This is a genomic window from Nonomuraea sp. CA-143628, from assembly GCF_050942315.1.
In the GTDB taxonomy this organism is placed as follows: domain Bacteria; phylum Actinomycetota; class Actinomycetes; order Streptosporangiales; family Streptosporangiaceae; genus Nonomuraea.
The window spans coordinates 4251321-4275813 of record NZ_CP192072.1 but is presented as its reverse complement, the minus strand read 5'-3'; the positions used below and the strand labels follow the sequence as shown (position 1 = coordinate 4275813).

Genomic DNA, 24493 nt, shown 5'->3' with positions numbered 1-24493 from the left:
GGGGGCGACGCATCGTTGAGCCGGTGGACGCGGCTCAGCGGACGGGTGAGGGCGCGACGTTGTAGTTGGCGCGGAAGAAGTTGTCCGGGTCCAGCCGCCGTTTCACCGAGGTCAGCCGGTCGAAGGCCGTCTCGCCGAAGGTCTTCCTGGCTCGGTCGCCGGTGGACGCATAGTTGATGTAGCCGTCGCCCCAGCGGCTGTACGGCTCGGCGGCGGCCGAGACGGACCGCGCCCAGGCGGTCTGCTCCTCGTCGGCGGCCGGGTCGGCCCAGATCGCGGTGCCCGTGACGTTGAAGGCGGCGCCGCGGAAGGGCACGGCCGTGGCCTCGGCGGGCACCCGCCGCACCGCGCCGTGCAGCGCCTCGACGAGGATCCCGTCCCTGAAGGGCCCCAGCCAGCGGCCGGCCAGGAACCGCTCGACCAGCGCGTCTGCCAGCGCGTCCGGCAGGGCGTCGGCGAAGCGGGCGCTCCAGTAGTGCCGCAGCCCGAACGCCAGGCGGCCGAGCGCGGCCTGCAGCGACAGGTACGACCTGGGCATGAGCTGCCAGTCGAGGATCTCCGGCCCGCGCAGCCGCTTCTCCAGCGCCGTCCGGTATCCCTCGTCATCGCCGCTGTAGGCCACGCAGATCACCGCCGCCGGGACGTGCGTGGGTCCGTACCTCTTCAGAAACAGCGTGCAGTTGAGCTCGTCGGGCGCGTCGAGCATGAGCTCGCGGAACAGGCGCACGGCCCGACCGAGCTCGGCGCGCGGATAGGCCACGCAGCCCCCGTAGAGCAGGCCCACCGGGTGCGTACGGAAGCGGAACTCCGTCACCACGCCGAAGTTGTGGCCCGCGCCGCGCAGCGCCCAGTCGAGCTCCGGATCACGCTCCGCGTCCACCTCGACCACCTCCCCCGCGGCCGTGACGAGCTGGTAGGAGAGCACGTTGTCGCAGGTCAGGCCGTATCTGCCCATCAGGTGTCCGAGGCCGCCGCCCAGGGTCAGGCCGCCGACGCCGGTGGTGTCGAAGGTGCCGCCCGTGGTGGCCAACCCGTACGCGGTGGTCGCCAGGTCCATCTGGCTCCAGGTGGCGCCGCCGCCGACCGTGGCGGTGCGCTCGCCCGGATCGACCGTCACCGAGCTCATCAGCCGCAGGTCGATGACCAACCCGTCCTCGACGGAGGCGTACCCGGCGACGTTGTGCCCGCCGCCGCGTACCGCCGTGACCAGCCCGGACTCGCGGGCGGTACGGATCACCGCGCGCAGCTCCGCGACGTCACGCGGCAGGCAGATCAGCCGTGGCCGCAGATCGTGCATGCCGTTGAAGAGCAGCCGCACCTCGTCATAAGCGGGGTGGCCGGGTCCGACCACCCGATCGGGGCAGGCGGCGTTCAGGGCGTTCAGCGTGGAGACCGTCACTGGCTCGTTCCTTTCTCGGGCCGAGGTTCTTCGACGGCTTATCACGCATTTGTGACACACGCGAGGGGGTTGTCTTTCCGGAGACTTGCCGCGATAGTCGGCTCTTAGGTCCAGCGCGTAATTCACTACCCGACCAAATAGCTCACGTTATTTGTACCAACAGATTCGAGGGACCGGTGAATCCACCCCTGACCACCTGGCCCACTTATGACAAGGGAGATGTCTTCCTCAGCCCGGAGGACATCGCCGCGGCGATCGAGGCGCTGCGCGCCCGGCTGTTCTTCCGTTACGATTTCCGGCCGCACGAGGAGACATTTACCGGGCTCTTCGAACGGCGGCTGTGCGAGGTGTTCGGCGCCGGGCACGCGCTGGCCTGCGCCAGCGGCACCACCGCGATCACCCTGAGCCTGTTCGCGCTCCAGCTGCCCGCCGGCTCGCCGATCGCCTGCCCCGCGTTCACCTTCGCGGCCACGCCGAGCGCGATCCTGCTCGCCGGGCACCGGCCGGTGCTCGTGGAGTGCGACGAGAACCTGCACCTGGACGTGCGCGACCTGCGCCGGGTGTTCGACGAGGGCGCCAAGGCGGTCGTGGTGGTGCACATGCGCGGCTTCGCCAGCGACATGCCGGAAATATGCCGGCTGGCGGAGGAGTACGGCGCCTTGGTGGTCGAGGACGCGGTGCCCGCCCTCGGCGCGCGGCTCGACGGCCGCTACCTGGGTACGTTCGGCCACTTCGGCGCCTTCAGCACCCAGTCCGACAAGTCGCTCAACACCGGCGAAGGCGGGTTCCTGCTCACGGACGACCCCGAGGCGTACGCCCGCGCGGTGGTCTACAGCGGCGCCTACGAAGGCCGGATGGCCCGCCACTTCCCCGGCAAGGTGCCGGAGGTCGACGATCGGGCGTACCCCATTTTCAGCTTCCGCATGGACGAGATCAGGGCGGCGCTGGCCGGAGCCCTGCTCCAGCGGCTGCCCGACCGGCTGGCCGCCCATCGCCGCAACCACGACCACGTGGCCGAGCGGCTGGCGGACCTGGACGGGATCGCGCTGCGGCAGCCCGTGGCGCCGGGCGCCTACCTCGGCGAGGCGCTGGTCTTCCGGCTGCCGGGGGCCACGCCGCGCGAATGCGTCGCGTTCGCCGAGGCCGTCAAGGCGGAAGGGGTCGACGCCCGCGCGCTCGGCGACCGCGACGACGTCAACGTACGCGCCTTCTGGAACTGGCGCTTCCTGCTCGGCGACGACCCGGAGGCCGCGCGGAGCCTCTTCCCGACGTCGGCGCGCTATGTCAGCGAGGCGATCGACATCCCGCTCTCGGCGAACCTGGACCTGGCCGACTGCGACCGCCTGGTGACCGCCGTCAGAAAAGCCGCCGTCAGAAGGGCCGCCACCGGAAGAGCACCCGTCGCGAAGCCCGCCGTCGCAGGGCCCGGCAGCGAGAGCGCGGTCGCCGGACGGACCGCGAGCCGATGACGCCCACAGCGCCGCGAGTGCTCTACGTCACGGGCTGGTGCAGGTCGGGCAGCACGCTGCTCGGCAACCTGCTCAACGAGCTGCCGGGCGTCGCCCACGTGGGCGAGCTCAACTACCTGTGGTCCAACGGCGTGCTCGGCGCCGGCACCAACAGCACCTGCGGCTGCGGCAAGGACCTCCAGGACTGCGACGTGTGGCGGCGGGTGCTGCGTGAGCTGGACGGTCACACCCTCGCGACGGAGATGATCGGCCTGCACAACGCGCGCCTGCGCACCCGCTTCACCCAGGAGCGGCTGCGCGAGGCCCGGGGCATGGCCCGGCCGCCGCGCGACGTGCGGCGCATCAGCGAGGTCAAGCGGCGGCTCTACACCGCGATCGGCGCGGCGCTGGACGCCGAGGTGATCGTCGACACCTCCAAGTTCCCCGCCGAGGCGGCCCACCTCATGGGCCTGCCCGACCTGCGGCCCCAGGTGCTGCACCTGGTGCGCGACCCCAGGGCGACGGCCTACTCGTGGCACCGCGCCAAGGGCTACATCCCGGCCATGAGCCCTCTGCGCAGCAGCGCGTACTGGACCGGCTTCAACGCGGCGTCGGAGTGGATCGCGCGCGCCTATCCCGGCAGGTGCCTCAGGCTCAGGTACGAGGACTTCGCCGCGCGGCCCGCCGAGACGATCGGCCAGGTCATGGCGTGGGCGGGTCTCCCGCCGCCCGGCCCGGTGATCGACGGGAACGCCGCCCGGCTCGGCGTCAATCACACCGTGACCGGCAATCCCGACCGGTTGCGCACCGGGCCGGTGGCCATCAGGCCCGACGACGCCTGGCGCACCGCACTGCCGGCCTCGAGCGTCGCGCTGAGCACCCTCGCCGCGCTGCCGCTCATGAGCAGGTACGGCTACCGCCTCTGACAAGCCGATGGGAGCACCCATGAACTGGCGAAGCGACGCCGAGCACTGCTACCGGGAAGGCTGGTGGCGCGACGGCACGCCTCTGGACGATCTCCGGCGGGCCGTGGAGCGCTCACCGGGCCGCGTCGCGATCACGGCGCACCAGGCGGGCGCCGCCGACCTGGTCAAACTGACGTACGCGGATTTATCGCGACTCGTGGAGCGGTTCGCCGGGGCCCTGACCGAGCTGGGCGTCGGCCCGGGTGACGTGGTCGGGCTGCAGTTGCCGAACTGGTGGCAGTTCCCGCCGCTCGCGCTGGCCTGCATGCGGGTCGGCGCGGCCGTCAACCCCATCATCCCGATCCTCCGCAAACGCGAGGTCGGCTTCATGCTGGAACGTACGGAAGCGAAGGTCTGCGTCGCGCCCGCGTCGTTCCGCGGCTTCGACCACGCCGGGATGCTCGCCGAGATCGCCAAGGAGGTGCCGACGCTGCGGCACGCGGTGACCATCGGTGGCGGCCCGCTCGACTTCGACGACGTCTTCATGTCCGGCGGCGACGTCCGGCTCGGTCAGCCGGAGGCGGGCCCCGACGACCTGGCCCAGGTGATGTTCACCTCGGGCACGACGGGCGAGCCCAAGGGCGTCATGCACACCCACAACACGCTGTACGCCGGCATCCGCACCGAGGCGGAGGCCCTCGGGCTGGACGAGGACCTGGTCGTCCACATGGGCTCGCCGCTCACCCACCAGGCCGGGTACCTCTACTGCTTCCTGATGCCGCTCCAGCTCGGCGGCCGGGCGGTGTTCCAGGACGTGTGGGACCCGGACGTCATGCTCGGCCTGGTCGAGTCGGAGGGCGTCAACTTCGGCATGGGCGCCACCACGTTCGTGGTCGACGCCATCGCCGCGCAGCGGGCCCGGCCCCGGGACCTGCGGACCCTCGACTCCTTCGCGTGCGGCGGGTCGCCGATCCCGCCGAAGGTCGTGGAGGAGGCGGGCGAGGTGCTCGGCGTGCGCATGTACGCGCTGTGGGGCATGACGGAGAACGCCACGGTCACGATCACCCGCCCCGAGGACCCGCCGGATCTCGCCGCGCGCTCCGACGGCCGGCCCGCCCCCTGGATGCAGGTCCGGATCGCCGGCGACCGCCTTCAGGTACGCGGCGCGAACCAGTGCGTGGGCTACTGGAAACGCCCCGACCTGTACGCCGAATCTCTCACCGGCGACGGCTGGTTCGACACGGGCGACCTGGCCAGGGACGACGGCGAGGGCGGCATCCGGATCACCGGCCGGGCCAAGGACCTGATCGTCAGGGGTGGAGAGAAGATCCCCGTGGTCGAGGTGGAGGCCGCGCTGTGGCGGCACCCGCGGATCAAGGAGGCCGCGCTGGTGGCCTACCCCGACGAGCGTCTCGGCGAGCGGGCGTGCGCCTTCGTCGTCCCGGACGGGGAGCCGCCGTCGCTCGCCGACGTACAGCTGCATCTGGAACGGCTCGGCATGGCCCGGCAGTTCTGGCCGGAACGCCTGACGGTCGTCGCCGAGCTGCCGAAGACGGCGTCGGGCAAGGTACAGAAGTTCGAGCTGCGCGAACGGATGGGCTGAGCATGGACTTCGCGTTCGACGACGAGCAGGAGCGGCTGCGCGCCCGGGTGCGCGACTTCGCGGCCGAGCGCCTCGCCCCGCACTACCAGTCCGACGACCGGGCCGCGGCCATGCGCCCCGAGCTGCCCGGCGAGCTGGCCCGCATGGGCCTGCTCGGCCTGCGCGTCCGTAAGGAGTACGGCGGCGCGGGCGCCGACGCCGTGACCACCGGCCTGGTGCTCGAAGAGCTCGCCCGCGCCGACGTGAACAGCTGCTACCTGGTGCTCAACGCCGCGCTCGTGGCCGACATCCTGCAGGCCAACGCCTCGCCGGAGCAGCGGGGAGACTGGCTGCCCGCCCTGGCCTCGGGAGAGCTGATCCCGGCCATCTGCCTGACGGAGCCCGAGCACGGCTCGGACGCCGCCGCCATAGAGTTCCGCGCCACTGTCCAGGACGATGCCTGGCTGCTGCACGGCGAGAAGACCTCGATCATGCTCGGCATGACCGCCACGCACGGCCTGGTCTTCGCCAGGACGGGCGGTCCTGGCGCGCGCGGCGTCACCGCCTTCCTCGCCGACCTGGCCGCGGCGAAGCGGGAGGCGTTCACCGACCTCGGCAATCGGGCCGTGGGCCGCGCCCACCTGACCTTCGACGGCCTGACCACCGGGCCCGAGACGATCGTGGGCGGCGAGGGCCTCGGCTTCGTCCAGGTCATGCGGGGCTTCGACTACTCGCGGGCGCTGATCGCGTTGATGGCGACGGGCACCGCGCAGGCGGCGATCGACGACGCGCTGGAGCGGGCGCGCACCCGCAGCGCCTTCGGCCGTCCGCTGGGCGCCTTCCAGGGGCTCAGCTTCCCCCTGGTGGAGTACGCCACGCAGCTGCGGGCGGGCAGAGCGCTCTGCTACGAGGCACTGTGGCGCAAGGACCAGGGACTCCCGCACACGACCGAGGCGAACATGGTCAAGTGGTGGGTGCCGAGGATGGCCGCGGACGCCGTCCAGCAGGCGCTGCTCACGTTCGGGCAGGCCGGCTACTCGGAGGAGCTGCGGCAGGCCCAGCGGCTGCGCGACGTGATCGCGCTGCAGATCGCCGACGGCACCGCCCAGATCACCAAGCTGGTGGTCGCCCGGCAGCTACTCGGCCGCGACTCAGCGCCCTGAGGTTGCCGTCTCTGGGGCGTACGGCGGCAGGTTGAGGCGGTCGCGGATGTTGCGCTGGACGGTGGCCTTGTCGTCGCGGGCGTCGACCGACACGACGTACTCCTTGCCGCGGAACAGCTCCACGACCGGGTCGATCTTGTCGTGGTATTCGCGCAGCCGCGTGGCGAGCGCGTCCGGGGCGTCGTCCTCGCGGGTGACGAGCTCGCCGCCGCACACGTCGCACCTGCCCTCGGTCGCGGGCCGGTGGGCGATCAGGTTGTAGTCCATGCCGCAGCGCGAGCACAGCCGCCTGGCCAGCACCCGCCGCCGCACCTCCGCGTCGGGCAGGTCGAGGTGGATCACGCCGTCGATGTCGTAGCTCTCCAGGAAGAACTCCGCCTGCCGCCGGCTGCGCGGGAAGCCGTCGATGATGAAGCCCCAGTTCCAGTCGTGCTGCTGGAGGCGCTCCCTGACGACGGCCTCGACCAGGTCGTCGCCCACGAGCTCACCGGCCGCGACCAGGCGGCGGACCTGGGCGCCGAGCTTGGTGTGGCTCTTGACATGCCAGCGGAAGATGTCGCCGACGCTGATGTGCACGAGGTCGAGGTCGGTGGCCAGCAGGGTGCTCTGGGTGCCCTTGCCGCTGCCCTGCACCCCGAGGATCACGTATTTCCGCATGTCTCATTGTCCCCCGGAGACGGGGAGCATGATCTCAGCGCCCGCCGCACCGCGATCGACGAGCTCCTGAACCCGCTGGGGAGCGTAGATCCCGTCCACGAGGAGCTGCGCGAGCCCGAGTATGCCCGCGTCGGGGTCGAGGTCGCTGCGGACGATCTGGAGATTGCGGGTGGCCAGCGGCAGTGACCGCCGGTAGACGATCTCGCGGATGCCGGCGAAGAGCTGCTCGTCGGTGTGCGCGAGCTGGCCACCGATCGCGATGATGCGCGGGTTGAACAGGTTGACCGTGTCGGCGATGGCGCCGCCGAGGATGCGGGCGGCGCGCCGCGCCAGGCGTACCGCGGCCAGATCTCCTGAGCGGATCAGGCGTACGGCGTCGTCGACGGTGGTGATGTCGTGGCCCGCCGCCTGGAGATCGCGGACGAGCGCCCAGCCCCCGGCGTAGGCCTCCACGCAGCCGAGGTTGCCGCACCGGCACAACGGCGGCTCGGCCACGTCGTCGACCACGACCTGGATGTGGCCGATGTCGCCGGCCGCGCCGTCGGCGCCCCGGTGGACCTGGCCGCCCGCGATGAGGCCGGTGCCGACGCCGGTGCCGATCTTGACCATGAGCAGGTGCGGGACGTCGGGGTAGCGCAGGCGCTGCTCGCCGAACGCCATCGCGTTGACGTCCTTGTCGACGAGCACCGGGCAGTTGTAGCGGGCGGTGAACCAGCCGGGGATGTCGAAGCGGTCCCAGCCGGTCATGATCGGCGGGCTGACCACCCGCCCGCTCGCGAAGTCGACGGGACCGGGCACGTCGATGCCGATGCCGAGCACGTCGCCCGGCTGGTGGCCGCGCTCGTCCAGCAGCTCGGCGAACAGCTCGGACACGATCGTGAGGATCGCCTCCGGGCCGCTGGTCACCTCGGCGCGGACGTCCCGCTCGGCCCGCACCTTCCCGCCCAGGTCGCACAGGGCGGTGCGCAGGCCGGTGGCGCCCACGTCGGCCACCAGCAGCACGCCCCGGTCGCGGTTGACGACGAACTGACCGGCGGGCCGCCCGCCCGTGCGCGCCTCCGTGGGCGCGGGGATGAGCAGCCCGGCGCTGAGCAGCCCGTCGAGGCGCTGGTTGACCGTGGTGCGCGACAGGCCGGTATGCCGCATGACGTCGGCCTTGGTGAGCCCGTCGGGGATGTCGCGGAACAGGCTGAGGATCTCGCCCGAGCTGACTCCCATCCGCAGGGCGGACACACCGGTTATGGCCATTAACCCACTCTATCGGCGACCGGGAGTGCTCGTAAGTCAAGAATGTTTCGACTTAAAAAGTCGAAACATGGGTTGTCAGGGGCCAGAAGTAGTCATACGGTCATCCCATTGACGCCGAAAGGGGCATCCGATGCACATCACCTCGCATGGAAGGCGAGCGACGACGGTCACCGCCGTGCTGGCGGCCGGGACACTGGCTCTGGGAGCCTGCGGCTCCAGCGTGTCCGCCGGTCCGTCCGGCAAGAGCGCCGCCGCCGAAGCCCCGAGCGTCGCCGCGGTGATCAAAGGACTGGACAACCCCTTCTTCCAGACGATGAAGCAGGGCATGGACGACCAGGCCAAGACGGGCGGCCTGTCTCTCACGGTCCAGGCGGCCACCTCCATCACCGACACCACCGGGCAGGCGGACAAGCTCAACGGCCTGGCCGGGCAGCCCTTCTCCTGCTTCGTGGTCAACCCGATCTCCGGCACCAACCTCATCCAGGGCCTGGCCAAGATCGGCGCGCAGAACAAGCCCATCGTCAACATCGACAGCCCGGTCGACGCCGGGGCGGCCGGCAGCGCCAACGTCAAGCTGGCCACCTACATCGGCACGGACAACGTCGAGGCCGGCAAGATGGCCGGCAAGCGGATGAGCGAGCTCGTGCCGGCCGGTGACGTCGCGGTCATCGGCGGCATCGCGGGCGACGTCACGAGCGGCGCCCGGGTCGAGGGGTTCCAGCAGGGCATCGGGCCCAATCTCAAGGTCGTCCAGACCGTCGCCGCCAACTGGGAGCGCCAGACCGCGCTCACCGCCGCGACCGACGTCATGCGCGCGAAGCCGGATCTGCGGGGCTTCTTCGTCGCCAACGACGACATGGGGCTCGGCGTGGCGCGGGCCATCGCCAATGCCGGCAAGGCGGGACAGATCAAGGTCATCAGCGTCGACGGCATCAAGGACGCCCTCGACGCGGTCAAGGCCGGCACGCTGGACGGCACCGTCGCCCAGTACCCGTACGCGATGGGCCTGATGGGCGTCGAGGCGTGCCAGGCCGCCACGAAGGGCAAGACACTGCCGGCCAAGGTGAAGTCCCCGGTCGAGCTGGTCACCAAGGACAACGCGGACAAGGCGCTGGCGGCCACTCCCAAGCCGTTCGGCACCTACACCGACCCCTTCAAGAGCCTCATCCAGTAGGACAGAGATGGCAAACACCGCAATCGCCGCACCCAACCACGATGCCTGGGCCGCGCGCCTGAAGGACGTCGGCTTCTGGGCCGAGTGGGCGGCCCTCGTCGGGCTGATCGTCCTGGTGATCGTCTTCCAGGCGCTGAACCCCACCTTCCTCAGCGCCGGCAACATCGCCTCGATGCTGGTCGCCGCGGCGATCCTGATCATCCTGAGCGTGGGCCAGACGTTCGTCATCGCCACGGCGGGCATCGACCTGTCGATCGCCTCCGCGATGACCTTGGGCGCGGTCGCCTTCGGCCAGGCCTACTCGATGGGCTGGGGGCTGACGCTGTCGTGCCTGGCTGCCATCGTGGCCTCGGGCCTGGTCGGCGTGGTCAACGGGGTGATCATCGCCCGAGGCAAGATCACCGACTTCATCGTGACACTCGGCACCCTTTCCGCGGCCTCCGGGCTGGCGCTGATCCTGTCCGAGGGCAAGCCCGTGACGATCATCGACGCGGCGCTGCTGCGCCTGTCGACCGGCGGGATCGGGATCTTCGGCTGGTCGTTCATCATCGCGGCGGTCGTCGCGGTGGTGGGGCACGTCCTGCTGTTCCGCACCCGGTTCGGCACGCACGTGCTGGCCACGGGCGGGGCGGCGGAGTCCGCGACGGCCATGGGGATCAGCACCCAGCGCGTCAAGATCGCCGTCTACACGATCTCCGGCGTGCTCGCCGGGCTCGGGGCCATCCTGCTGGTGGCCCGGATCGGCGCGGCCGAGCCGGCCGCCAACACCTCGTTCCTGCTCAACTCCGTGGCCGCGGTCGTGCTCGGCGGGGTGAGCCTGTTCGGCGGGCGGGGCAGCATCATCGGCCCGGTCATCGGCGCGCTCCTGCTCGTCGCGCTGGTCAACGGGCTGACACTGCTCGGCGTCTCGCAGTTCTACCAGCCTCTCGCCGTCGGCATCGTCGTGGTGCTGGCCGCGCTCCTGACAAGGTTCCAGCGATGACGAACACCCTGCTCGACTGTCAGAACGTGTCCCTGTCGTTCGGCAACGTCCGCGCCCTCGCCGACGTCTCGCTCTCCCTGCGCAAAGGAGAGATCACGGCGCTGGTCGGCGACAACGGCGCGGGCAAGTCCACACTGGTGCGCTGCATCTCCGGGATCCACCGGCCCGACAGCGGCCACATCCTCTTCGAGGGGGAGAAGGCCGACTTCCACTCCCCCGACGAGGCCCGTACGGCGGGCATCGAGACCGTCCACCAGAACCTGGCCCTCGTCGAGGACCTCACCGTGTGGCAGAACCTCTTCCTCAACCGCGAGCTCGTCCGCGGGTTCGGTCCCATCGCGTTCCTGGACCGGCGGGCGATGCAGGCCCGCGCGCGGGAGATGGTCTCCACGCTCGCGGTCAACGTCCCCGCGGTGAAGTCCCGCGTCCGCCGGCTGTCCGGCGGGCAGCGCCAGGCCGTCGCCATCTGCCGCGCGGCGGGCTTCAGCTCCCGGCTGGTCATCATGGACGAGCCGACGGCCGCGCTCGGCGTCCAGGAGACGGCCCGGGTCGAGGAGCTCATCCTGCGACTGCGTGACGAGGGGCACACGGTGCTGCTCATCAGCCACAACTTCGCGCAGGTCATGCGGCTGAGCGACCAGGTCTGGGTGATGCGCGCCGGCCGCTGCGTCGGCGGCCGCCGTACGTCCGAGATCACCGGCGAGGAGATCGTCTCCCTGGTCACCGGCGCCGCCGGCCAGTGAGCCCCGTACCTGTCCACCAAAGAGAAAGCACCAGAATGACCACCACGACCAACCCCATCGGCGTGCACGCCCTCGTCTGGGTCGGTGACACCACGCCCGCGTCGGTGGAGCACGCGATCCGCAAGACGAAGGAGGCCGGGTTCGACCTGCTCGAACTGTCCCTGCACGACTCCGCCAACCTCGACGTCGCGGCCGCCCGTGAGGCCCTGCGGTCGGCGGGCCTCGGCGTGGCCTGCTCGCGCGGCCTCGCCTTCGACGCCGACGTCTCCAGCGACGACACCGACGTGGTCGCGCGTGGCGAGAAGCTGCTGCACGACTCGCTCATCGTCACCCACGAGCTCGGCGGCACGCACTTCACCGGCGCCCTGTACAGCGCCCTGGGCAAGTACGACCGCCCGCTCACCCTGGCCGGACGCCGCAACGTGGTGACGGTGCTGCGCCGCCTGGCGCAGGAGGCGCGGGGGCGCGGCATGACGCTCGGCCTGGAGATCTGCAACCGCTACGAGACCAACGTCATCAACACCGCGCGCGACGCGCTGCGGCTCGCCGATGACATCGGGGAGGACAACGTCCTCATTCACCTCGACACTTACCATATGAACATCGAAGAGGACGATCTCGTACGCCCGGTGCACGACGTCGGCGACCGGCTCGGCTACGTCCACATCGGCGAGAACCACCGGGGCTACCTCGGCTCCGGCCACCTGGACTTCACCTCGTTCTTCCACGCGCTGGCCGACATCGGCTACCAGGGGCCGATCACCTTCGAGTCCTTCTCCTCGGCCGTGGTGATGCGCGGGCTGTCGAACGACCTGGCCATCTGGCGCAACCTGTGGTCCGACGGCGAGGACCTGGCCCGTCACGCCCACGGCTTCATCACCGGCCAGCTCCACGCGAGCCGGGCTCGATGATGACCCTCCACGATCTGGCGGCCCGCGCCCGCTCCCTCGTACGCGACGGCCACCGCGCGGTCCTGGGCATCACGGGCAGCCCCGGAGCCGGCAAGTCCACGCTCGCCGAGAACCTGGTCCAGTTGCTGCGACAGGATCAGCCCGCGCTCGACTGGGTGTCGCACGTGCCGATGGACGGCTTCCACCTCGCCGACGTGGAGCTGGATCGGCTCGGCCGGCGCGACCGCAAGGGCGCCCCCGACACCTTCGACGCCGCCGGGTACGCCGCGCTGCTCCGCCGCCTGCGCCAGGACGAGGACGACGTGATCTACGCCCCCGCGTTCGAACGCGACCTGGAGCAACCGATCGCGGGCAGCATCCCGGTCCCGCGCACCGCCCGCCTCATCGTCACCGAGGGCAACTACCTGCTGCTCCACGACGGCGACTGGGCCCGGGTGCGGCCCGAGCTCGACGAGGTCTGGTACTGCGATCTCGACGAGGACGAGCGCGTGCGGCGGCTCGTGGCCCGCCACGAGCGGTTCGGCAAGGAGCACGACGCGGCCGTGGCCTGGGTGATGGGGACCGACCAGCGCAACGCGAACCTGGTCAACGGCACCCGCTCGCACGCCGACCTGGTGATCTCCGACCCGACCCTCCGCACGCTGAAAGCCTGACCCCCTCACATCGCGCCGGGGTCCTCGCCCTGTTCGAGGCGGTGGACGGCCTCGTCGTAGATCCACCGGAGGGCGCCGAGGTCCCAGCCGAAGTGGTGCTCGAGCCGGGCGGACGGGCCGGACCCGACGGCGATGAGCGAGGTGCGCCCTGTCGCGTGGTCGGCCACCTGGTAGAGGCGGTCCATCATGACCTCGTACTCGGCGTGCAGGCCATACCGTTCGAACTCGGGCCGCAGTGCCTGGAGGCGTTCGGTGATGAGGTCGACGTCCTGCCTGGTGAGCGGGTTGTCGACCCAGCCGAACAGGCCGTCGGGCCGCCGCCCGACGAAGTTCGAGGCGAACGGCTGGTCCCGGTGCATGGTGATCCGGTCGCCGTCGAACGACCGCGCGTGGTCGATGGCGAAGAACCGGCCGTCGTCGGTCCGCATCAGGTTGCGGGCGGCCCGGTCGGAGTTCGCCGTCAGCACGTCGAGCAGGCCGATGAGGATCGCGTCCCGCCTGCCCTTGAAGCCGGACAGGATGTGGGCCACCTTGTCGGCGCCCGAGGCGTTGATGAAGTCGGCGAGCACGGCGCCCTTGGCATAGGGGTCCAGCATGGCGCGGGCCACGTTGGCCCCGATCGCCCGCCCCACCTGGGAGACCACCACCTCGATGCGCGCCGGGCGCTCCGCCCTGCCGTGCATCTCCTTCCTGACGGCCTGTGGCACGTCGTCCAGCGTGATGATGTCGACTTTCCCATCCGATCCCCCTCGGATGGGGACGTAGGTCGCGTCCTCCGCGTCGATCGCCGCGCGCAGCGACTCGGGAGCCGCCGGTACGCCCGCCCTCGGCGGCTTCACCTCGGCGGCCACCGCCGGCCGTTCGACCCTGGCCTCCGGCATGGCGATGTGCCAGGCGCCGTCACCCCGGTGGGGGAACATCGGGCGGCCGTCCGCCGTATAGCCCTGGATGTTCGCGGTGTGCGCCTGCCGGTCGGCGCCGATGTAGACGTACCTGTCGCCCGCGATCACCTCGCGGCCGGTGGTGTCGGCCAGCTCCTGCAGCAGGCCGAGGTTGGTGGCGGTCTCACAACCGAGCACCCGCAGGGCCGCGTCGGGCGCGGCCACCAGCCGGGGGTCGTGCACGAGCATGGTGCCGAGATCGCCGGCGGTCAGCCGATGCTCGCCGATGAGGAAGTGGGTGCCGTCCGCGGCGACGCCGACGTCGATGATGCCGGAGGTGGGCGACAGCAGCCGCGGGTCGGCGGTGGGCATCGACATGGACCCCGGGTCGCGGTACCACACGCCCGCCGCGACCTCCTCCCGGAAGCGGCCGATCATCTCCGCGTGCCGGGGTTCGAGGTGCGGCGCCGGCTGTACGGGTAACGGGTCTTGCCCGATCTCGACCAGGTAGACCCTGGTCCCGGCCTGGCCGTCCGGCGCGATGTAGGCGCCCTCGTGCGCGCCGAGGACCCGCATCTTGGTGCCCGGCGCCTGGGCCACCTGACCGTCGCCGAGGTCCCTGCCCGTTCTGGAGAAGGTGACGATCTCCGTTGGGGCGAGGTGATCGGCGGTGTAGGACCGCGTGTTGAGCACCGTGTCGGGCAGGGTGAACTCGGCGCCCGGCCGCATGTCCCTGACCGGGAAGTCGACCCTCCGGTAGACGGTGCCCGCCACCTCGGTGTCCCGTCCGACGTGGTGCTGAGCGTTCGGTTCATCGCCGTTCCGGCCGAAGTGGTGCACCAGAGCGTCTTCGCCCCGGTTGATGAGCTGGTCGATGCTGCGGCCGTGGGTGCCCTCTCGTACCTGGGCGAGGTCGGTGTGGGGCGCGTCCGCACCCTGCGCCACGTGCGGTTCGGGCCCCTCAGGTGCGGACACCGGCTCCTGCGGCCTCGGATCCTCGCCCCCGATGCGGGCCGGCCGCTCGGCATCGGGCCGGGCCGCCCCGCCACCGTCGGCGCGGGGGCCGTGCGGACTCCAGCTAGCCAGATGGCCGTCCGCGACACTGACCACACCCGAGGTGAACGCCTCGGCCACCATCTTCAAGCTGACCGGCTGACCGCTCAGCAGCGCACCCGCCACCGTCGCACCCGCGGACGCCACCCCCGTGTGCCCCATCAACATCCACAACGACCGCGTCGGGAGCGCCCACGCCAGCCCCGTGAGCAACCCGCCGTTCAGCGCCCCCATCCCCGCCGACGTGCCGACCTGCTTCCAGTCGATGGCGTCGCGCCGCGACTGGGTCCCCTGCACGTACAGGTCCATAGCGCCCATCAGGAGCCCGAAAGAGGCCACGTTGACCGCCAGGCGCTGTCCGAACTGCCGGACCGTCCACCGCGCCACCTGCGCCCGTGCCTTGAACAGCCCCCGCACCGTCAGCCGGCCGGCGGGATGCAGCAGCGCCCACGTCAGCCACAACATCTGCACCACGAACAGCAGCACGGTCAGCTTGATCATCCGCTTGGTGTACTGCACCTGCACACCCAGGTCGTTAAGCCCGATGGCCATGGTGACCAGCTGTTCCACGAGATCGGCCTGCCGCCCCCCGACGACCTCCCCCACCCGTTTCACGAACGCCTTGAGCGCGTCGCCGTCCCACTCCCCCCGTACCCCGCCGGTCAGCCATTGTCCCGACTCGTCGTCCGTGGCCACGATCCGCCGCGCGGCCCGCACCAACGCGTCTGCCATCCGGAACAGCACCCGCTCGTCGGCCTGGGGCCAGTCCGAGCCCACCACCCAGCCGACCCACGGCCGCAGCCACCCGGGGATCTCCATCCCGTCAAGCCACATGGAACTCAGCCCTCGGGATCCTCTTCTTTCTCCGGCACACCACGATCTCTCCTACTATGCCGAGATTTTCCGCACCTTGCAGGAGATGTCAGCTGTTTGACACCGGAGCTGTCAGCTCACGCACGGTGTCGGTGAGGGCTTCCCACGCCTCCCGGGTGTCTGCGCTCAGCTCATGGGGCGAGCGCAGATCCTCGACGTAGAGGGCCACGTCCTCGATGGCCCAGCGCAGGCGGAAGAGCTCCATCACCTCCGGGTCGGGCCGCCGCCCGGTGAGCTCCGCGTAACGCGCCAGGTCATCCGGCCCGCCGGCGACCAGCCACAGATCCCGCTCGGGTGGCGCCAGCCCCACCGTGTCCCAATCCACCAGCACCGGGCTGCCCTCGACCATCACCAGGTTGCCGGGATGCGGCTCTCCGTGGGTCACCACGAGGTCCGCGCCGCTCGCCTCATCGACCCGCCGATCGAACTCCGCCAGCCGCTCCCGCAACCGCCCGGCGGAGTCGGCCACCAGAGCGCGGGCGGGCTCCGCGTACGGCCCACCCCGCCAAACCCCGCCGCCCGACGCCTCGATGGCCTCCTCCAGCCGGCCCCGCATCGGAACGCGCAACGGCCGGACGGGAGTCGACGCCGGGGGCGGCGTACGGTGCAACTCGGCGAGCATCTCCACGGTCTTCCGGCGCTCGTCGGCCGTCAGGCGGTCGCCGAACTCCCCGGGACGCCCGCTCACCAGCGGAAAGACACTCACCGCGTGCCGGGACCCGAGCAGCTGAAGCGTTTCGCCCCCAGCATCCGCCAAAGGCGCGACGACGAAGTCGAGCCCCTGCCCGCGCAGGGCGACGGCGGTGTCCATGGCCCGGCGTAGCGCGCTCTCCCCGTCCCCGGCCTGGCCTTTCTGCGCCAGGTCCGCGACCGTGACGAACCACCGCGGCCCATCCGCGTCAGCCGCGATCCAGTGGTAGTCCCCGAACCCGACCGGCGCGTACTCCAGCGAGACGGCCCCGATCCCCCACTTCTCCAGGGCATCCCGCAACGCCCGCTCGTCGACTCCCGCCGGCCGGTCCTTCATGCCCGCCAGGTTATCGACCATGATCGCGCTTCACTATTCATTCAATGTATAGTCCTGGCCATGTCGACCGGACATGTCATGCTCGGGCTGCTCGTGGAGCGCCCGAAGCATGGATACGAACTCAAACGCGAGCACGACCGGCGCCTGCCCGGCGCCAAGCCGCTCGCCTATGGCCAGGTGTACGCGACGTTGCAGCGCCTGCAGCGCGACGGGTTCGCCGAGGTCGCGGAGACGGTGCAGGACGGCGGCCCGGAACGCACGGTGTACGCCATCACCGGCGAAGGGCTCGCCGAGCTCGCCCAGTGGCTGGACGGGGTGGAGGCGCCGGCGCCGCATCTGTCCAGCGCACTGCTGTCGCGCGTGGTGGTGGCGTCCGTGGCCGGCGGCGCCGCCGACGGCTATCTGTCGCGGCAGCGGGCCGCGCATCTGGCGCGGATGCGCGAGCTCACCGCGGAGCGCTCGGCGGGCTCCCCCGCCCAGGCGCTGGCCGCCGACTACGCGCTCCAGCACCTCGACGCCGACCTGCGCTGGATCGAGACGGCCATGCGACGGCTGGCCGATCTGAAGGAGGACTCTGATGCTTGAAGCACGCGCGCTGCGCAAGACGTTCGCCTCGACCGTCGCCTTGGACGGGGTCTCCCTGGAGATCGGCGCGGGCGAGATCGTGGCGATCACCGGGCCGAGCGGCTCCGGCAAGTCCACGCTGCTGCACTGCCTTGCCGGGATCATCCGCCCGGAGTCGGGCGAGGTCCGCTTCGACGGCAAACGCATCGACACGCTCGGCGAGAACGACCGGACGAACCTGCGCAGGCAGAGCTTCGGCGTCGTCTTCCAGTTCGGCCAGCTGGTGCCCGAGCTGACGGCGGCGGAGAACGTGGCGCTACCGCTGCTGTTCGACCGGCACGGCCGCCAGGAGTCGCTGAAGGCCGCCCGCTCCTGGCTGGAGCGCCTGAACGCGGCCGACTGCGGCGACCAGCGGCCCGGCACGCTGTCCGGCGGCCAGATCCAGCGCGTCGCCATGGCCCGCGCGCTGGTCACCGGCCCGCGCGTGGTCTTCGCCGACGAGCCGACCGGCGCGCTCGACTCGCTGGCCGGCGAACAACTGATGGACGAGCTCACCCGTAAGGCCCGCGCCGACGGGACCACCCTGGTGATCGTCACGCATGACAACCGGGTGGCCGCCTACGCCGACCGGGAGCTCGTGCTGCGCGACGGCGAACTCGCGGCGGAGGTGGCCGCGTGATCGCCATCCAAGACGCGATCGCCGTCAGCAACGTGATCGCCGTCCTCCGCGTGCTCGCGGCGGAGGTGACCGCATGATCGCCGTGATGCGCATGCTCGCCAAGGGCGGGTCGCGACGCGAACGGATTCGGGGGCGCCTCATGACCACGGGGGCGGCGCTCGCGACCTTCCTGTTCTGCGTGGCGGTGAGCCTGCTGCAGGCGTGGGACGCCCGTGTCGACGCCTTCTTCAGCGAAGACGGGCGCGCCCTCACCTCGCTGGGGCTGGCCCTGCTGATCCTCCCGGCGATGGCCTTCCTCTACCAGGTGAGCCGGCTGGCCGGCGCCACCAGGGAACGGCGGCTGGCCGCCCTCCGGCTGGCCGGGGCCACGCCGCGCCACGTGCGCCTGCTCGGGGCCTACGAGAGCGGATGGCGGTCGGCGCTGGGCGGGCTGATCGGCATCGCGGTGTACCTGCTGATCGACCTGGCGCTGACGTGGCCGCTGCCGCTGCACCGCCCCCTCCTGATGCCGGCGATCCTCGCCGTAGTGACGTTCAGCGGCACATACTCAGGGCTCAAGGCGGGACGGCACGTGGTGTCCTCTCCGCTGGGTGTGGTCCGGCGAGCGCGGCCGACCGGCCCGAGAGCGCTCGACCTGGTGCTGGTCGCGGTGGGGGTAGGGGCGCTCGCCGCCATGGCGACCCTCAAGGGCCGAGACTTCGTCAGCGAGTATCTCTGGCTGATCGGGCCGTATGGCGCGGCGTTGATCATGGTCATCGGCATGGTGCTCCTGCTGTTCGGCCTGGTCCTCGCCACCGCTTGGCTGATCAGGGCAGCCGCACGGTGGGTAGGGCGACGCGCACAAGCGGCCGAGACCCTGCTCGCGGCCCGGCTCGTGGAAGCAGACCCACGGGGCTGGGCCCGCGCCCTGTCAGTGGTGGGACTGACCGTGTTCTTCGGCTCGGCTGTGGGCGCCAACCAGGGGATCGCCTTCTCTCATGGCGTCAGCGACATCCCTTCTTACTTCATGACGGCCTACCTGCTGATAGACCTCGCTCTGCTGGTAGCGCTGGCCACCTCCGCCGCCGCCCTCGTCGTGCATCAGGCGGAGGCGTTGCTGGATCATCGACGTTCGTTCGCAGCCCTGGCCGGCGGCGGCACGCCCGTGGCCGCCTTGGGCCAAGTCCTCATCCGCCAGGCACTCACCGCGTCGATCCCGGTGTGCCTGGTCGCCGCCCTCACCGGGGTAGGCGTCGCCGTGATCCCCAGCAGCAGCGCCTTCCAGGACCAGCCGGAAGCGCTCATCTGGACGGCGATCCGCGCGATCCTCATGGTGCTGATCGGCGTAGTGACAGCAGTCCTGATGGCCAGCGCCGCCCGCCCCCTCCTCCGCCGCACCCTGCACCCCGAGGAACTCCGTACCGAGTGACGGGCCGGGCTACGTCAGGACCAGCCAGGTCCGGCCATCGGTCAGCTCGCGTGCCGCGTCGAGGTGCCCGGCATGGCACGCCGTCTCGGTGATCACATGCAGGATGACCGCGAACAGGTCCCGGGGCGGTGGGCCGCCGAAGAGCTCGTCGGGCCACCAGGCCGGTCCGGCGTCGAGAGGGGTGGCGGCGATGACGGCGTTCGCCAGCTCGATCTCCCGCCGGTACAAGTCCAGCACGGTCTCGACCGGTTCGTCCGGGGCGACCTGCCAGGCGGCGTCCCCGCTTTCGAGCTCGACCGATTCGCCGGCCACGACGGCGCGGAACCAGAAGCGCTCGACGTCGAGGGCGAGGTGGCGGACGAGTCCCAGGCACGTCCACCCCGACGGCAGCACCGGCCGCCGCAGCGCGTCCGCCGGAAGGCCGTCCAGGATCCCGAGCACGTGCTCACGCTGGCTGTTCAGGGACGCGAGGAGCGTCTCCGTCTCCTTGGTCATGGTCGGTTCCTCCACCGTTCGGGGTGGCGCCGATCTTAGCGACCGCCCGCGCGGTGATGACAGACCGCCTCATTCCGCCGTTCGGGGGCGCGGCGGATGCCCGATCATGAACGGGCCGGTGGTCTCGGCGACGGCCACGGGAGAGAGCCCGGCCGCGATGAGCTGGGCGCGCAGCGCGATCACCGTACGTTCGAGGGCGCGGATCTGGGCCTGGAACTGGCTGATCTGCTCGCGCATCGCGGCCGCGCCGGTCTGCTCGCTGACCAGGTCGGCGCTGACCTGGGCGGCTTGGCTCTGCAAACGGGCGACCTGTTTCTCCATCTGGGTCAACGCGTCTTCGTAGATCGTTTTGGCGCGGACGAAGGCGTCGGCGTCCACCTTGGAGCGTTCGAGCTCGGCGTGGCGTTCGGCCTGCATCAGCGCCGTCTGCTGCGTCTTCTTGTTGGCGTCGGTGGCCGAGCGGAAGGCGAGGTAGGCCACGCCGAGCGGGACGATGCCTACGGAGAGCTGGATGAGGATGTTACTCAGGTTGGACACTGCCGCCTCCGACTGGCCGCACCACGCCGGTATAGGTGACGCCGTCATCGCTGTGCCAGGCGTTGACGGTCAGGGCGATGGCGAATTCGCTGCCGTCGCGGTGCAGGCCGACCAGCGGGATGTCCCGCCCGGCCAGGTCGGAGCGGCCGGTGGAGCCCACCCTGGCCAGGCCGGCGGCGTGCTGGCCGCGGAAGCGGGGCGGCATCAGGATCGTCAGCGACCGTCCGACCGCCTCGTCGATGCTCCAGCCGAACAGGGTCGCGGCCTGGGGATTCCACGACCGGATGACTCCGGCGCCGTCGGCGACGATGACGGCCGCCGGGTCGGCCCGGTCACCCGGCAAGCGGCTCACCACGACGGCCTCGGGCCAGGTGGCGATCAGCGCGATCCAGCCGCCGAAGGCCAGCCAGACCGCGCCGCCGACCCACCCCCGTGGGTTGACGCCGGTGAACGTCGAGAGCAGGTAGACCAGGCCGTACATCATGAGCAGCGCGGTGGCGGCGGCGAAGGCCACCCGATCCGAGCGCATGAACATCTGCACCAGGCACAGAGCGCCGGTGGCGCACCAGACCACCGCCCAGACGGTCAAGGGGGCGATGGAGGCCAGCATGGCGTAGCCGGGGGCGACCCGCTGGTCGGCCGGCACGAACGCGAGGGACGCGGCGATGGCCATGCTCAGCAGACCGACGAACGCCAGGGAGGCGCCGCGCCGCCCGATGCGGCGCAGAACGCGGGCGATCGTACGGCGAAAGAGGGGGGTGCCGGCAACGGCTCTGTTACTCACGGTGGTTAGGCTAATGCACATAGTTAGCCATCGAGGGTTTATCCACACCCCACCCGCGCGGCCTCACCCCTCGGGAACTGGTCCAGGGAGCGTCAGGCCAGCTGAGAGTGCCGACGGCTGTAAGTGAAGTAGATGATCAGGCCCAGTACGAACCAGACGGCGAACCGCAGCCACGTCAGCGGATCCAGGAACGTGATCAGCCAGATCGAGAACAGCGCCCCGAGGGCCGGCACCACCGGCATGCCCGGTGTGCGGAACGTGCGCGGCAGCTCGGGCTGCCGGTAGCGGAGCACGATCACCGCCACGCACACGACCACGAACGCGAGCAGGATCCCGATGTTCGTCAGCTCTGCGGCCTCCCGGATGGGCAGGAACCCGGCGATCACCGCCGACGCGACTCCCACGATCCACGTGACCCGCGTGGGCACCCGGCGTACCGGGTGCAGCTTGGCGAACCACTGCGGCAGCAGCCCGTCGCGGCTCATCGAGAACCAGACCCGGGTGACGCCCAGCATGAACGTGAACATGACCGTGAGGATGCCCACCACGGCGCCGGCCGCGATCAGCGAGGCCAGCCCGGACAGCCCGACGGAGGCGAACGCCGTGGCGAAGCCGCTCTCCGGGTCGATGTCGCGGTAGTTCTGCATGCCGGTGAGCACGAGCGTGGCCAGCACGTACAGGATCATCGAGACGGTGAGCGAGTAGACGATCGCTTTCGGCATGTGCCGCTGGGCGTCCCGCGACTCCTCGGCCGCGGTGCTCATCGCGTCGTAGCCGAACACCGCGAAGAACACGGTGGCGGCCCCGGTGATCGCGCCGCTGACTCCGAAGGGGAAGAACGGCGTGTAGTTGGCGGGCTTGATGTAGAAGAAGCCGACCGCGATCACCAGCACCACGACGGCGACCTTGATGGCCACCACCCACGTCTCGAACCTGGCGGCGGCGCGGATGCCGAGGTTCAGCAGGTACGCGATGAGCAGGCACAACAGGACCGCGAACAGGTCCACCACGTGCCCGGTGCCGGTGCCGGGCGCGCCGAGCATCCACGCGGGCAGCGTGAAGCCGAGTTGCTGGACGAGGAAGCCGAAGTAGCCCGAGATGCCGATGGCCACGACCGCGACGATGGCGGTGTACTCCAGCAGGAGGTCCCAGCCGATGAACCAGCCGACGATCTCTCCCAGGACCGCGTACCCGTAGGTGTAGGCGGAGCCCGACTTCGGGATCATGCCCGCGAACTCGGCGTAGGAGAACGCGGCGGCGGCACTGGCCACCCCCGCGATGAGGAAGGACACCAGCACGGCCGGCCCCGCCGTCTGGTTGGCGACCGCGCCGGCCAGGGCGAAGATCCCCGCGCCGATGATGCCGCCCACTCCGATGGCGGTGAGCTGCCACAGACCGAGTGACCTGGACAGCTCTCCCTCGTGCTCGGTGGCGATCTGCTCCACCGGTTTGCGCCTGAAGACACCCTGCGAAGAGACCATGACGCCCCCATCAATGGCTACATGCGTCCCTCTTTCCCCTCTGAACTGGCACTATGCGTGCCGCCGGCCCGCAGGGCGCGGATGAACCAGTCGAGCACCGGCGCCAGGCTCTCCGGGGCGGGCCAGCCGTTGATCACCGCGAGCAGCCGCAGGTAGCGCTCCCGGCGAGGGTCGTTCGCGCTCTCCAGCCGTACCAGCAGGCGGCGCCGGAGATCGGCGTCGTCGGGGCGGCCGAATACGTGCGCGTATCGGGCCGTGACCGCCGCCACGACCGCCTCCGCCTGGGGCGAGACCGGGTCGATGCCGGCCGCCAGGGCCGGGCCCGCCTCGTCACGGACCATCGCGGCGGAGCCGCGGCGCGGGAGTGTGGTGTCGCCCCAGGCCCGCTCGGCCGCGTGCTGCTCGGCCAGGCGCCGCATGACGGCCCGGAAGTCCGGGTCCTGGGACAGCTCGGCGAGCTCCACCCATGCCTCGACCTGCTCGGGTTCGGGATTGTCGGGCAGTTCGGGGGTCATCGAGCTTCTGGCGCCCGCGAACTCGGGGTGGGCGTCCAGGCCGCCGAAGGCGGTGTCGAGGAAGTCGCCGATCAACCGGCGGCGTTCGTCCTCGGAGAGCTTGGCCAGCTTGTGCATGAGATCCGTCTCCTCAGGGGTGGACCCGCGCCTGGCCACCGCCGTCAGCACCGCGCGCCGCAGCCGCAGCGTGCGGATCTGCACCGCCAGCGCGTCGGCGTGCGCCGCGGCGACCTCGGCGAGCGAGACCTCCCGGTCCACGACCTTCCGGATCGTGGGCAGGTCCAGCCCGAGATCGCGCAGCGTCCGCACCAGTTCGAGGCGGGCGAGGGCGTCGACGTCGTAGCGGCGGTAGCCGGCCGGGCTTCGGCCGGCCGGCGGCACGATCCCGCGGTCGGAGTAGAACCGGATGGCCTTGACCGTCAGGCCGGTCCGCCGCGCCAGTTCGCCGATCGAGTAGAGCGTGTCGCCGTCCATGCCTTCCACCCTTGTGCCTCCCCTTAGTGGAGACTCAAGCGCACATCCCATTACTCCCAGACGACGACGTTGCGGCGCACCGGAGCCGAGCCGGAGTCCGTGGCGAACAGCTCCGGCGAGTGCTCCCGGATGCGTTCGACGTCGTTGAAGACCGCCCTCAGGTGGGTGCGCATGGCCGTGCGGGCCAGCACCACGTCGCCGCGGACCACCGCGTCGAGGATCTCGACGTGCTGGGCGGCGAAGCTCGTCGGGGAGGTCACATGGAGGCCGAGCCGGCGCGCGCGGTCGAGATGCCCCTTGGCCGAGGCCACGGTCGTCCAGGCGTTGCCGTGCCCGCTCAGCCGCAGCAGGCCCTGGTGGAAGGCCTCGTCGAGGGCGAAGAACCCCTCGATGTCGAGGTCGGGCCGCTGCTGGTCCCTGAGGTTCTGCCGCAGCTCCTCGATCAGGCCGGGGTCGAGCTCGGCGGGCAGGTCGTCGAGTGAGGCCAGCTCCACGGCCTCACGCAGGAACTGCGCGTCGGCCACCCTGGCCGGGTCGACGCGGGAGACGAACGAGCCGACCTGGGGGAAGATCTGGACCAGGCCCTCTTCGGACAGCAGGATCAGACTCTCCCGAACCGGCGTGCGGCTCACCTTGAGCGCGGCCGCGAGCTCGTTCTCGGACAGGGCGGTCCCCGGCGGGAGCTCAAGGGTCAGGACCTTGCGGCGCAGAGCCTCGTAAACAGTGCGACGGCTGGTCCGCCGCTGGTTCGATCCGGCCACACGCCCACCCTACCCGGTCATCGCACAACTAGTATTGCGCATCTGTGCGACAGATGCTTGTATATCAGTACTGCTCGACTACCGAATGTCGGAGAT

General features: G+C 70.9%; 23 protein-coding genes. 12 read left to right on the top strand and 11 right to left on the bottom strand.

Features of this window, described 5'->3' with window-relative positions:
• Window positions 1-34 precede the first annotated feature (34 nt).
• On the bottom strand, window positions 35-1399 hold the full coding sequence (locus ACQP2T_RS19775) for an FAD-binding oxidoreductase (RefSeq protein WP_433517577.1): 1365 nt from the start codon (window positions 1397-1399) through the stop codon (window positions 35-37).
• A 176-nt stretch (window positions 1400-1575) separates the two neighbouring features.
• Here ACQP2T_RS19775 and ACQP2T_RS19770 point away from each other — a divergent pair, with 176 nt between their 5' ends.
• Genes ACQP2T_RS19770 through ACQP2T_RS19755 form a run of 4 tightly spaced genes read left to right on the top strand, consistent with a single transcriptional unit; the run spans window position 1576 to window position 6497 of the window.
• The gene (locus ACQP2T_RS19770) at window positions 1576-2868 is read left to right on the top strand and encodes a DegT/DnrJ/EryC1/StrS family aminotransferase (RefSeq protein WP_433517576.1); all 1293 of its coding nucleotides are present in this window, start codon (window positions 1576-1578) and stop codon (window positions 2866-2868) included.
• The gene (locus ACQP2T_RS19765) at window positions 2865-3773 is read left to right on the top strand and encodes a sulfotransferase (protein WP_433517575.1); all 909 of its coding nucleotides are present in this window, start codon (window positions 2865-2867) and stop codon (window positions 3771-3773) included. The genes ACQP2T_RS19770 and ACQP2T_RS19765 overlap by 4 nt, the downstream gene beginning before the upstream one ends.
• A 19-nt stretch (window positions 3774-3792) precedes the next feature.
• On the top strand, window positions 3793-5355 hold the full coding sequence (locus ACQP2T_RS19760) for an AMP-binding protein (protein WP_433517574.1): 1563 nt from the start codon (window positions 3793-3795) through the stop codon (window positions 5353-5355).
• 2 nt (window positions 5356-5357) lie between these two features.
• Window positions 5358-6497, top strand: coding sequence for an acyl-CoA dehydrogenase family protein (locus ACQP2T_RS19755; protein ID WP_433517573.1), 1140 nt, complete (start codon window positions 5358-5360; stop codon window positions 6495-6497).
• On the opposite strand, the gene ACQP2T_RS19750 is transcribed toward ACQP2T_RS19755, so the two are convergent.
• Window positions 6486-7154, bottom strand: a complete 669-nt coding sequence (locus tag ACQP2T_RS19750) for an adenylate kinase family protein (RefSeq protein WP_433517572.1) — start codon at window positions 7152-7154, stop codon at window positions 6486-6488. The genes ACQP2T_RS19755 and ACQP2T_RS19750 overlap by 12 nt on opposite strands.
• 3 nt (window positions 7155-7157) lie before the next feature.
• The gene (locus ACQP2T_RS19745; protein WP_433517571.1) at window positions 7158-8402 is read right to left on the bottom strand and encodes an ROK family protein; all 1245 of its coding nucleotides are present in this window, start codon (window positions 8400-8402) and stop codon (window positions 7158-7160) included.
• 130 nt (window positions 8403-8532) lie between these two features.
• Here ACQP2T_RS19745 and ACQP2T_RS19740 point away from each other — a divergent pair, with 130 nt between their 5' ends.
• From ACQP2T_RS19740 to ACQP2T_RS19720, 5 genes are read left to right on the top strand one after another with little or no spacing between them, the layout of a single operon-like run.
• Entirely contained in the window at window positions 8533-9576 is a 1044-nt protein-coding gene (locus ACQP2T_RS19740; RefSeq protein ID WP_433517570.1) for a substrate-binding domain-containing protein, read from the top strand.
• Window positions 9577-9583: 7 nt separating this feature from the next.
• A complete protein-coding gene (locus ACQP2T_RS19735) occupies window positions 9584-10558 on the top strand; it encodes an ABC transporter permease (RefSeq protein WP_433517569.1) in 975 nt (324 codons plus the stop codon).
• The gene (locus tag ACQP2T_RS19730; RefSeq protein ID WP_433517568.1) at window positions 10555-11301 is read left to right on the top strand and encodes an ATP-binding cassette domain-containing protein; all 747 of its coding nucleotides are present in this window, start codon (window positions 10555-10557) and stop codon (window positions 11299-11301) included. Before ACQP2T_RS19735 ends, ACQP2T_RS19730 begins: the two co-directional genes overlap by 4 nt.
• Before the next feature lie 35 nt (window positions 11302-11336).
• Window positions 11337-12212, top strand: a complete 876-nt coding sequence (locus ACQP2T_RS19725; RefSeq protein WP_433517567.1) for a sugar phosphate isomerase/epimerase family protein — start codon at window positions 11337-11339, stop codon at window positions 12210-12212.
• The gene (locus tag ACQP2T_RS19720; RefSeq protein WP_433517566.1) at window positions 12209-12865 is read left to right on the top strand and encodes a nucleoside/nucleotide kinase family protein; all 657 of its coding nucleotides are present in this window, start codon (window positions 12209-12211) and stop codon (window positions 12863-12865) included. The genes ACQP2T_RS19725 and ACQP2T_RS19720 overlap by 4 nt, the downstream gene beginning before the upstream one ends.
• A 5-nt stretch (window positions 12866-12870) precedes the next feature.
• On the opposite strand, the gene ACQP2T_RS19715 is transcribed toward ACQP2T_RS19720, so the two are convergent.
• Together ACQP2T_RS19715 and ACQP2T_RS19710 are read right to left on the bottom strand one after the other, a co-directional pair.
• Complete coding sequence (locus ACQP2T_RS19715) at window positions 12871-15618, bottom strand: hypothetical protein (RefSeq protein ID WP_433517565.1); 2748 nt, start codon at window positions 15616-15618, stop codon at window positions 12871-12873.
• Between the two features lie 103 nt (window positions 15619-15721).
• Complete coding sequence (locus ACQP2T_RS19710; RefSeq protein ID WP_433517564.1) at window positions 15722-16720, bottom strand: phosphotransferase enzyme family protein; 999 nt, start codon at window positions 16718-16720, stop codon at window positions 15722-15724.
• 39 nt (window positions 16721-16759) lie between these two features.
• On the opposite strand from ACQP2T_RS19710, the gene ACQP2T_RS19705 reads away from it, so the two are divergent.
• The 3 genes from ACQP2T_RS19705 to ACQP2T_RS19695 all read left to right on the top strand — a co-directional run bounded on the left by ACQP2T_RS19705 (window position 16760) and on the right by ACQP2T_RS19695 (window position 19350).
• On the top strand, window positions 16760-17284 hold the full coding sequence (locus ACQP2T_RS19705) for a PadR family transcriptional regulator (protein WP_433517563.1): 525 nt from the start codon (window positions 16760-16762) through the stop codon (window positions 17282-17284).
• Window positions 17277-17942: an ABC transporter ATP-binding protein gene (locus tag ACQP2T_RS19700; RefSeq protein WP_433517562.1), complete on the top strand. Its 666-nt coding sequence runs from the start codon at window positions 17277-17279 to the stop codon at window positions 17940-17942. The genes ACQP2T_RS19705 and ACQP2T_RS19700 overlap by 8 nt, the downstream gene beginning before the upstream one ends.
• A gap of 73 nt (window positions 17943-18015) precedes the next feature.
• Window positions 18016-19350, top strand: a complete 1335-nt coding sequence (locus ACQP2T_RS19695) for an FtsX-like permease family protein (RefSeq protein ID WP_433517561.1) — start codon at window positions 18016-18018, stop codon at window positions 19348-19350.
• A 9-nt stretch (window positions 19351-19359) separates the two neighbouring features.
• On the opposite strand, the gene ACQP2T_RS19690 is transcribed toward ACQP2T_RS19695, so the two are convergent.
• From ACQP2T_RS19690 to ACQP2T_RS19665, 6 genes are all read right to left on the bottom strand, one after another.
• The gene (locus tag ACQP2T_RS19690; RefSeq protein ID WP_433517560.1) at window positions 19360-19845 is read right to left on the bottom strand and encodes a DinB family protein; all 486 of its coding nucleotides are present in this window, start codon (window positions 19843-19845) and stop codon (window positions 19360-19362) included.
• A 69-nt stretch (window positions 19846-19914) separates the two neighbouring features.
• Entirely contained in the window at window positions 19915-20382 is a 468-nt protein-coding gene (locus ACQP2T_RS19685) for a hypothetical protein (RefSeq protein WP_433517559.1), read from the bottom strand.
• Complete coding sequence (locus ACQP2T_RS19680; RefSeq protein ID WP_433517558.1) at window positions 20366-21166, bottom strand: PAS domain S-box protein; 801 nt, start codon at window positions 21164-21166, stop codon at window positions 20366-20368. Before ACQP2T_RS19680 ends, ACQP2T_RS19685 begins: the two co-directional genes overlap by 17 nt.
• Window positions 21167-21258: 92 nt before the next feature.
• Window positions 21259-22647 carry an amino acid permease gene (locus ACQP2T_RS19675; protein ID WP_433517557.1) on the bottom strand — a complete coding sequence of 463 codons (1389 nt, stop codon included), beginning with the start codon at window positions 22645-22647 and terminating at the stop codon, window positions 21259-21261.
• A gap of 17 nt (window positions 22648-22664) precedes the next feature.
• Window positions 22665-23636 carry a MerR family transcriptional regulator gene (locus ACQP2T_RS19670; RefSeq protein ID WP_433517556.1) on the bottom strand — a complete coding sequence of 324 codons (972 nt, stop codon included), beginning with the start codon at window positions 23634-23636 and terminating at the stop codon, window positions 22665-22667.
• A gap of 50 nt (window positions 23637-23686) precedes the next feature.
• Complete coding sequence (locus ACQP2T_RS19665) at window positions 23687-24397, bottom strand: GntR family transcriptional regulator (protein ID WP_433517555.1); 711 nt, start codon at window positions 24395-24397, stop codon at window positions 23687-23689.
• Window positions 24398-24493 lie beyond the last annotated feature (96 nt).

What these genes read in the sequence shown, in the direction of transcription:
- ACQP2T_RS19725 (WP_433517567.1), top strand. Translation starts at nt 11,337, where the DNA reads ATGACCACCACGACCAACCCCATCGGCGTGCACGCCCTCGTCTGGGTC.
- ACQP2T_RS19695 (WP_433517561.1), top strand. Translation starts at nt 18,016, where the DNA reads ATGATCGCCGTGATGCGCATGCTCGCCAAGGGCGGGTCGCGACGCGAA.
- ACQP2T_RS19740 (WP_433517570.1), top strand. Translation starts at nt 8,533, where the DNA reads ATGCACATCACCTCGCATGGAAGGCGAGCGACGACGGTCACCGCCGTG.
- ACQP2T_RS19765 (WP_433517575.1), top strand. Translation starts at nt 2,865, where the DNA reads ATGACGCCCACAGCGCCGCGAGTGCTCTACGTCACGGGCTGGTGCAGG.
- ACQP2T_RS19720 (WP_433517566.1), top strand. Translation starts at nt 12,209, where the DNA reads ATGATGACCCTCCACGATCTGGCGGCCCGCGCCCGCTCCCTCGTACGC.
- ACQP2T_RS19750 (WP_433517572.1), bottom strand. Translation starts at nt 7,154, where the DNA reads ATGCGGAAATACGTGATCCTCGGGGTGCAGGGCAGCGGCAAGGGCACC.
- ACQP2T_RS19745 (WP_433517571.1), bottom strand. Translation starts at nt 8,402, where the DNA reads ATGGCCATAACCGGTGTGTCCGCCCTGCGGATGGGAGTCAGCTCGGGC.
- ACQP2T_RS19760 (WP_433517574.1), top strand. Translation starts at nt 3,793, where the DNA reads ATGAACTGGCGAAGCGACGCCGAGCACTGCTACCGGGAAGGCTGGTGG.
- ACQP2T_RS19675 (WP_433517557.1), bottom strand. Translation starts at nt 22,647, where the DNA reads ATGGTCTCTTCGCAGGGTGTCTTCAGGCGCAAACCGGTGGAGCAGATC.
- ACQP2T_RS19715 (WP_433517565.1), bottom strand. Translation starts at nt 15,618, where the DNA reads ATGGAGATCCCCGGGTGGCTGCGGCCGTGGGTCGGCTGGGTGGTGGGC.
- ACQP2T_RS19670 (WP_433517556.1), bottom strand. Translation starts at nt 23,636, where the DNA reads ATGGACGGCGACACGCTCTACTCGATCGGCGAACTGGCGCGGCGGACC.
- ACQP2T_RS19710 (WP_433517564.1), bottom strand. Translation starts at nt 16,720, where the DNA reads ATGGTCGATAACCTGGCGGGCATGAAGGACCGGCCGGCGGGAGTCGAC.
- ACQP2T_RS19755 (WP_433517573.1), top strand. Translation starts at nt 5,358, where the DNA reads ATGGACTTCGCGTTCGACGACGAGCAGGAGCGGCTGCGCGCCCGGGTG.
- ACQP2T_RS19735 (WP_433517569.1), top strand. Translation starts at nt 9,584, where the DNA reads ATGGCAAACACCGCAATCGCCGCACCCAACCACGATGCCTGGGCCGCG.
- ACQP2T_RS19690 (WP_433517560.1), bottom strand. Translation starts at nt 19,845, where the DNA reads ATGACCAAGGAGACGGAGACGCTCCTCGCGTCCCTGAACAGCCAGCGT.
- ACQP2T_RS19700 (WP_433517562.1), top strand. Translation starts at nt 17,277, where the DNA reads ATGCTTGAAGCACGCGCGCTGCGCAAGACGTTCGCCTCGACCGTCGCC.
- ACQP2T_RS19730 (WP_433517568.1), top strand. Translation starts at nt 10,555, where the DNA reads ATGACGAACACCCTGCTCGACTGTCAGAACGTGTCCCTGTCGTTCGGC.
- ACQP2T_RS19705 (WP_433517563.1), top strand. Translation starts at nt 16,760, where the DNA reads ATGTCGACCGGACATGTCATGCTCGGGCTGCTCGTGGAGCGCCCGAAG.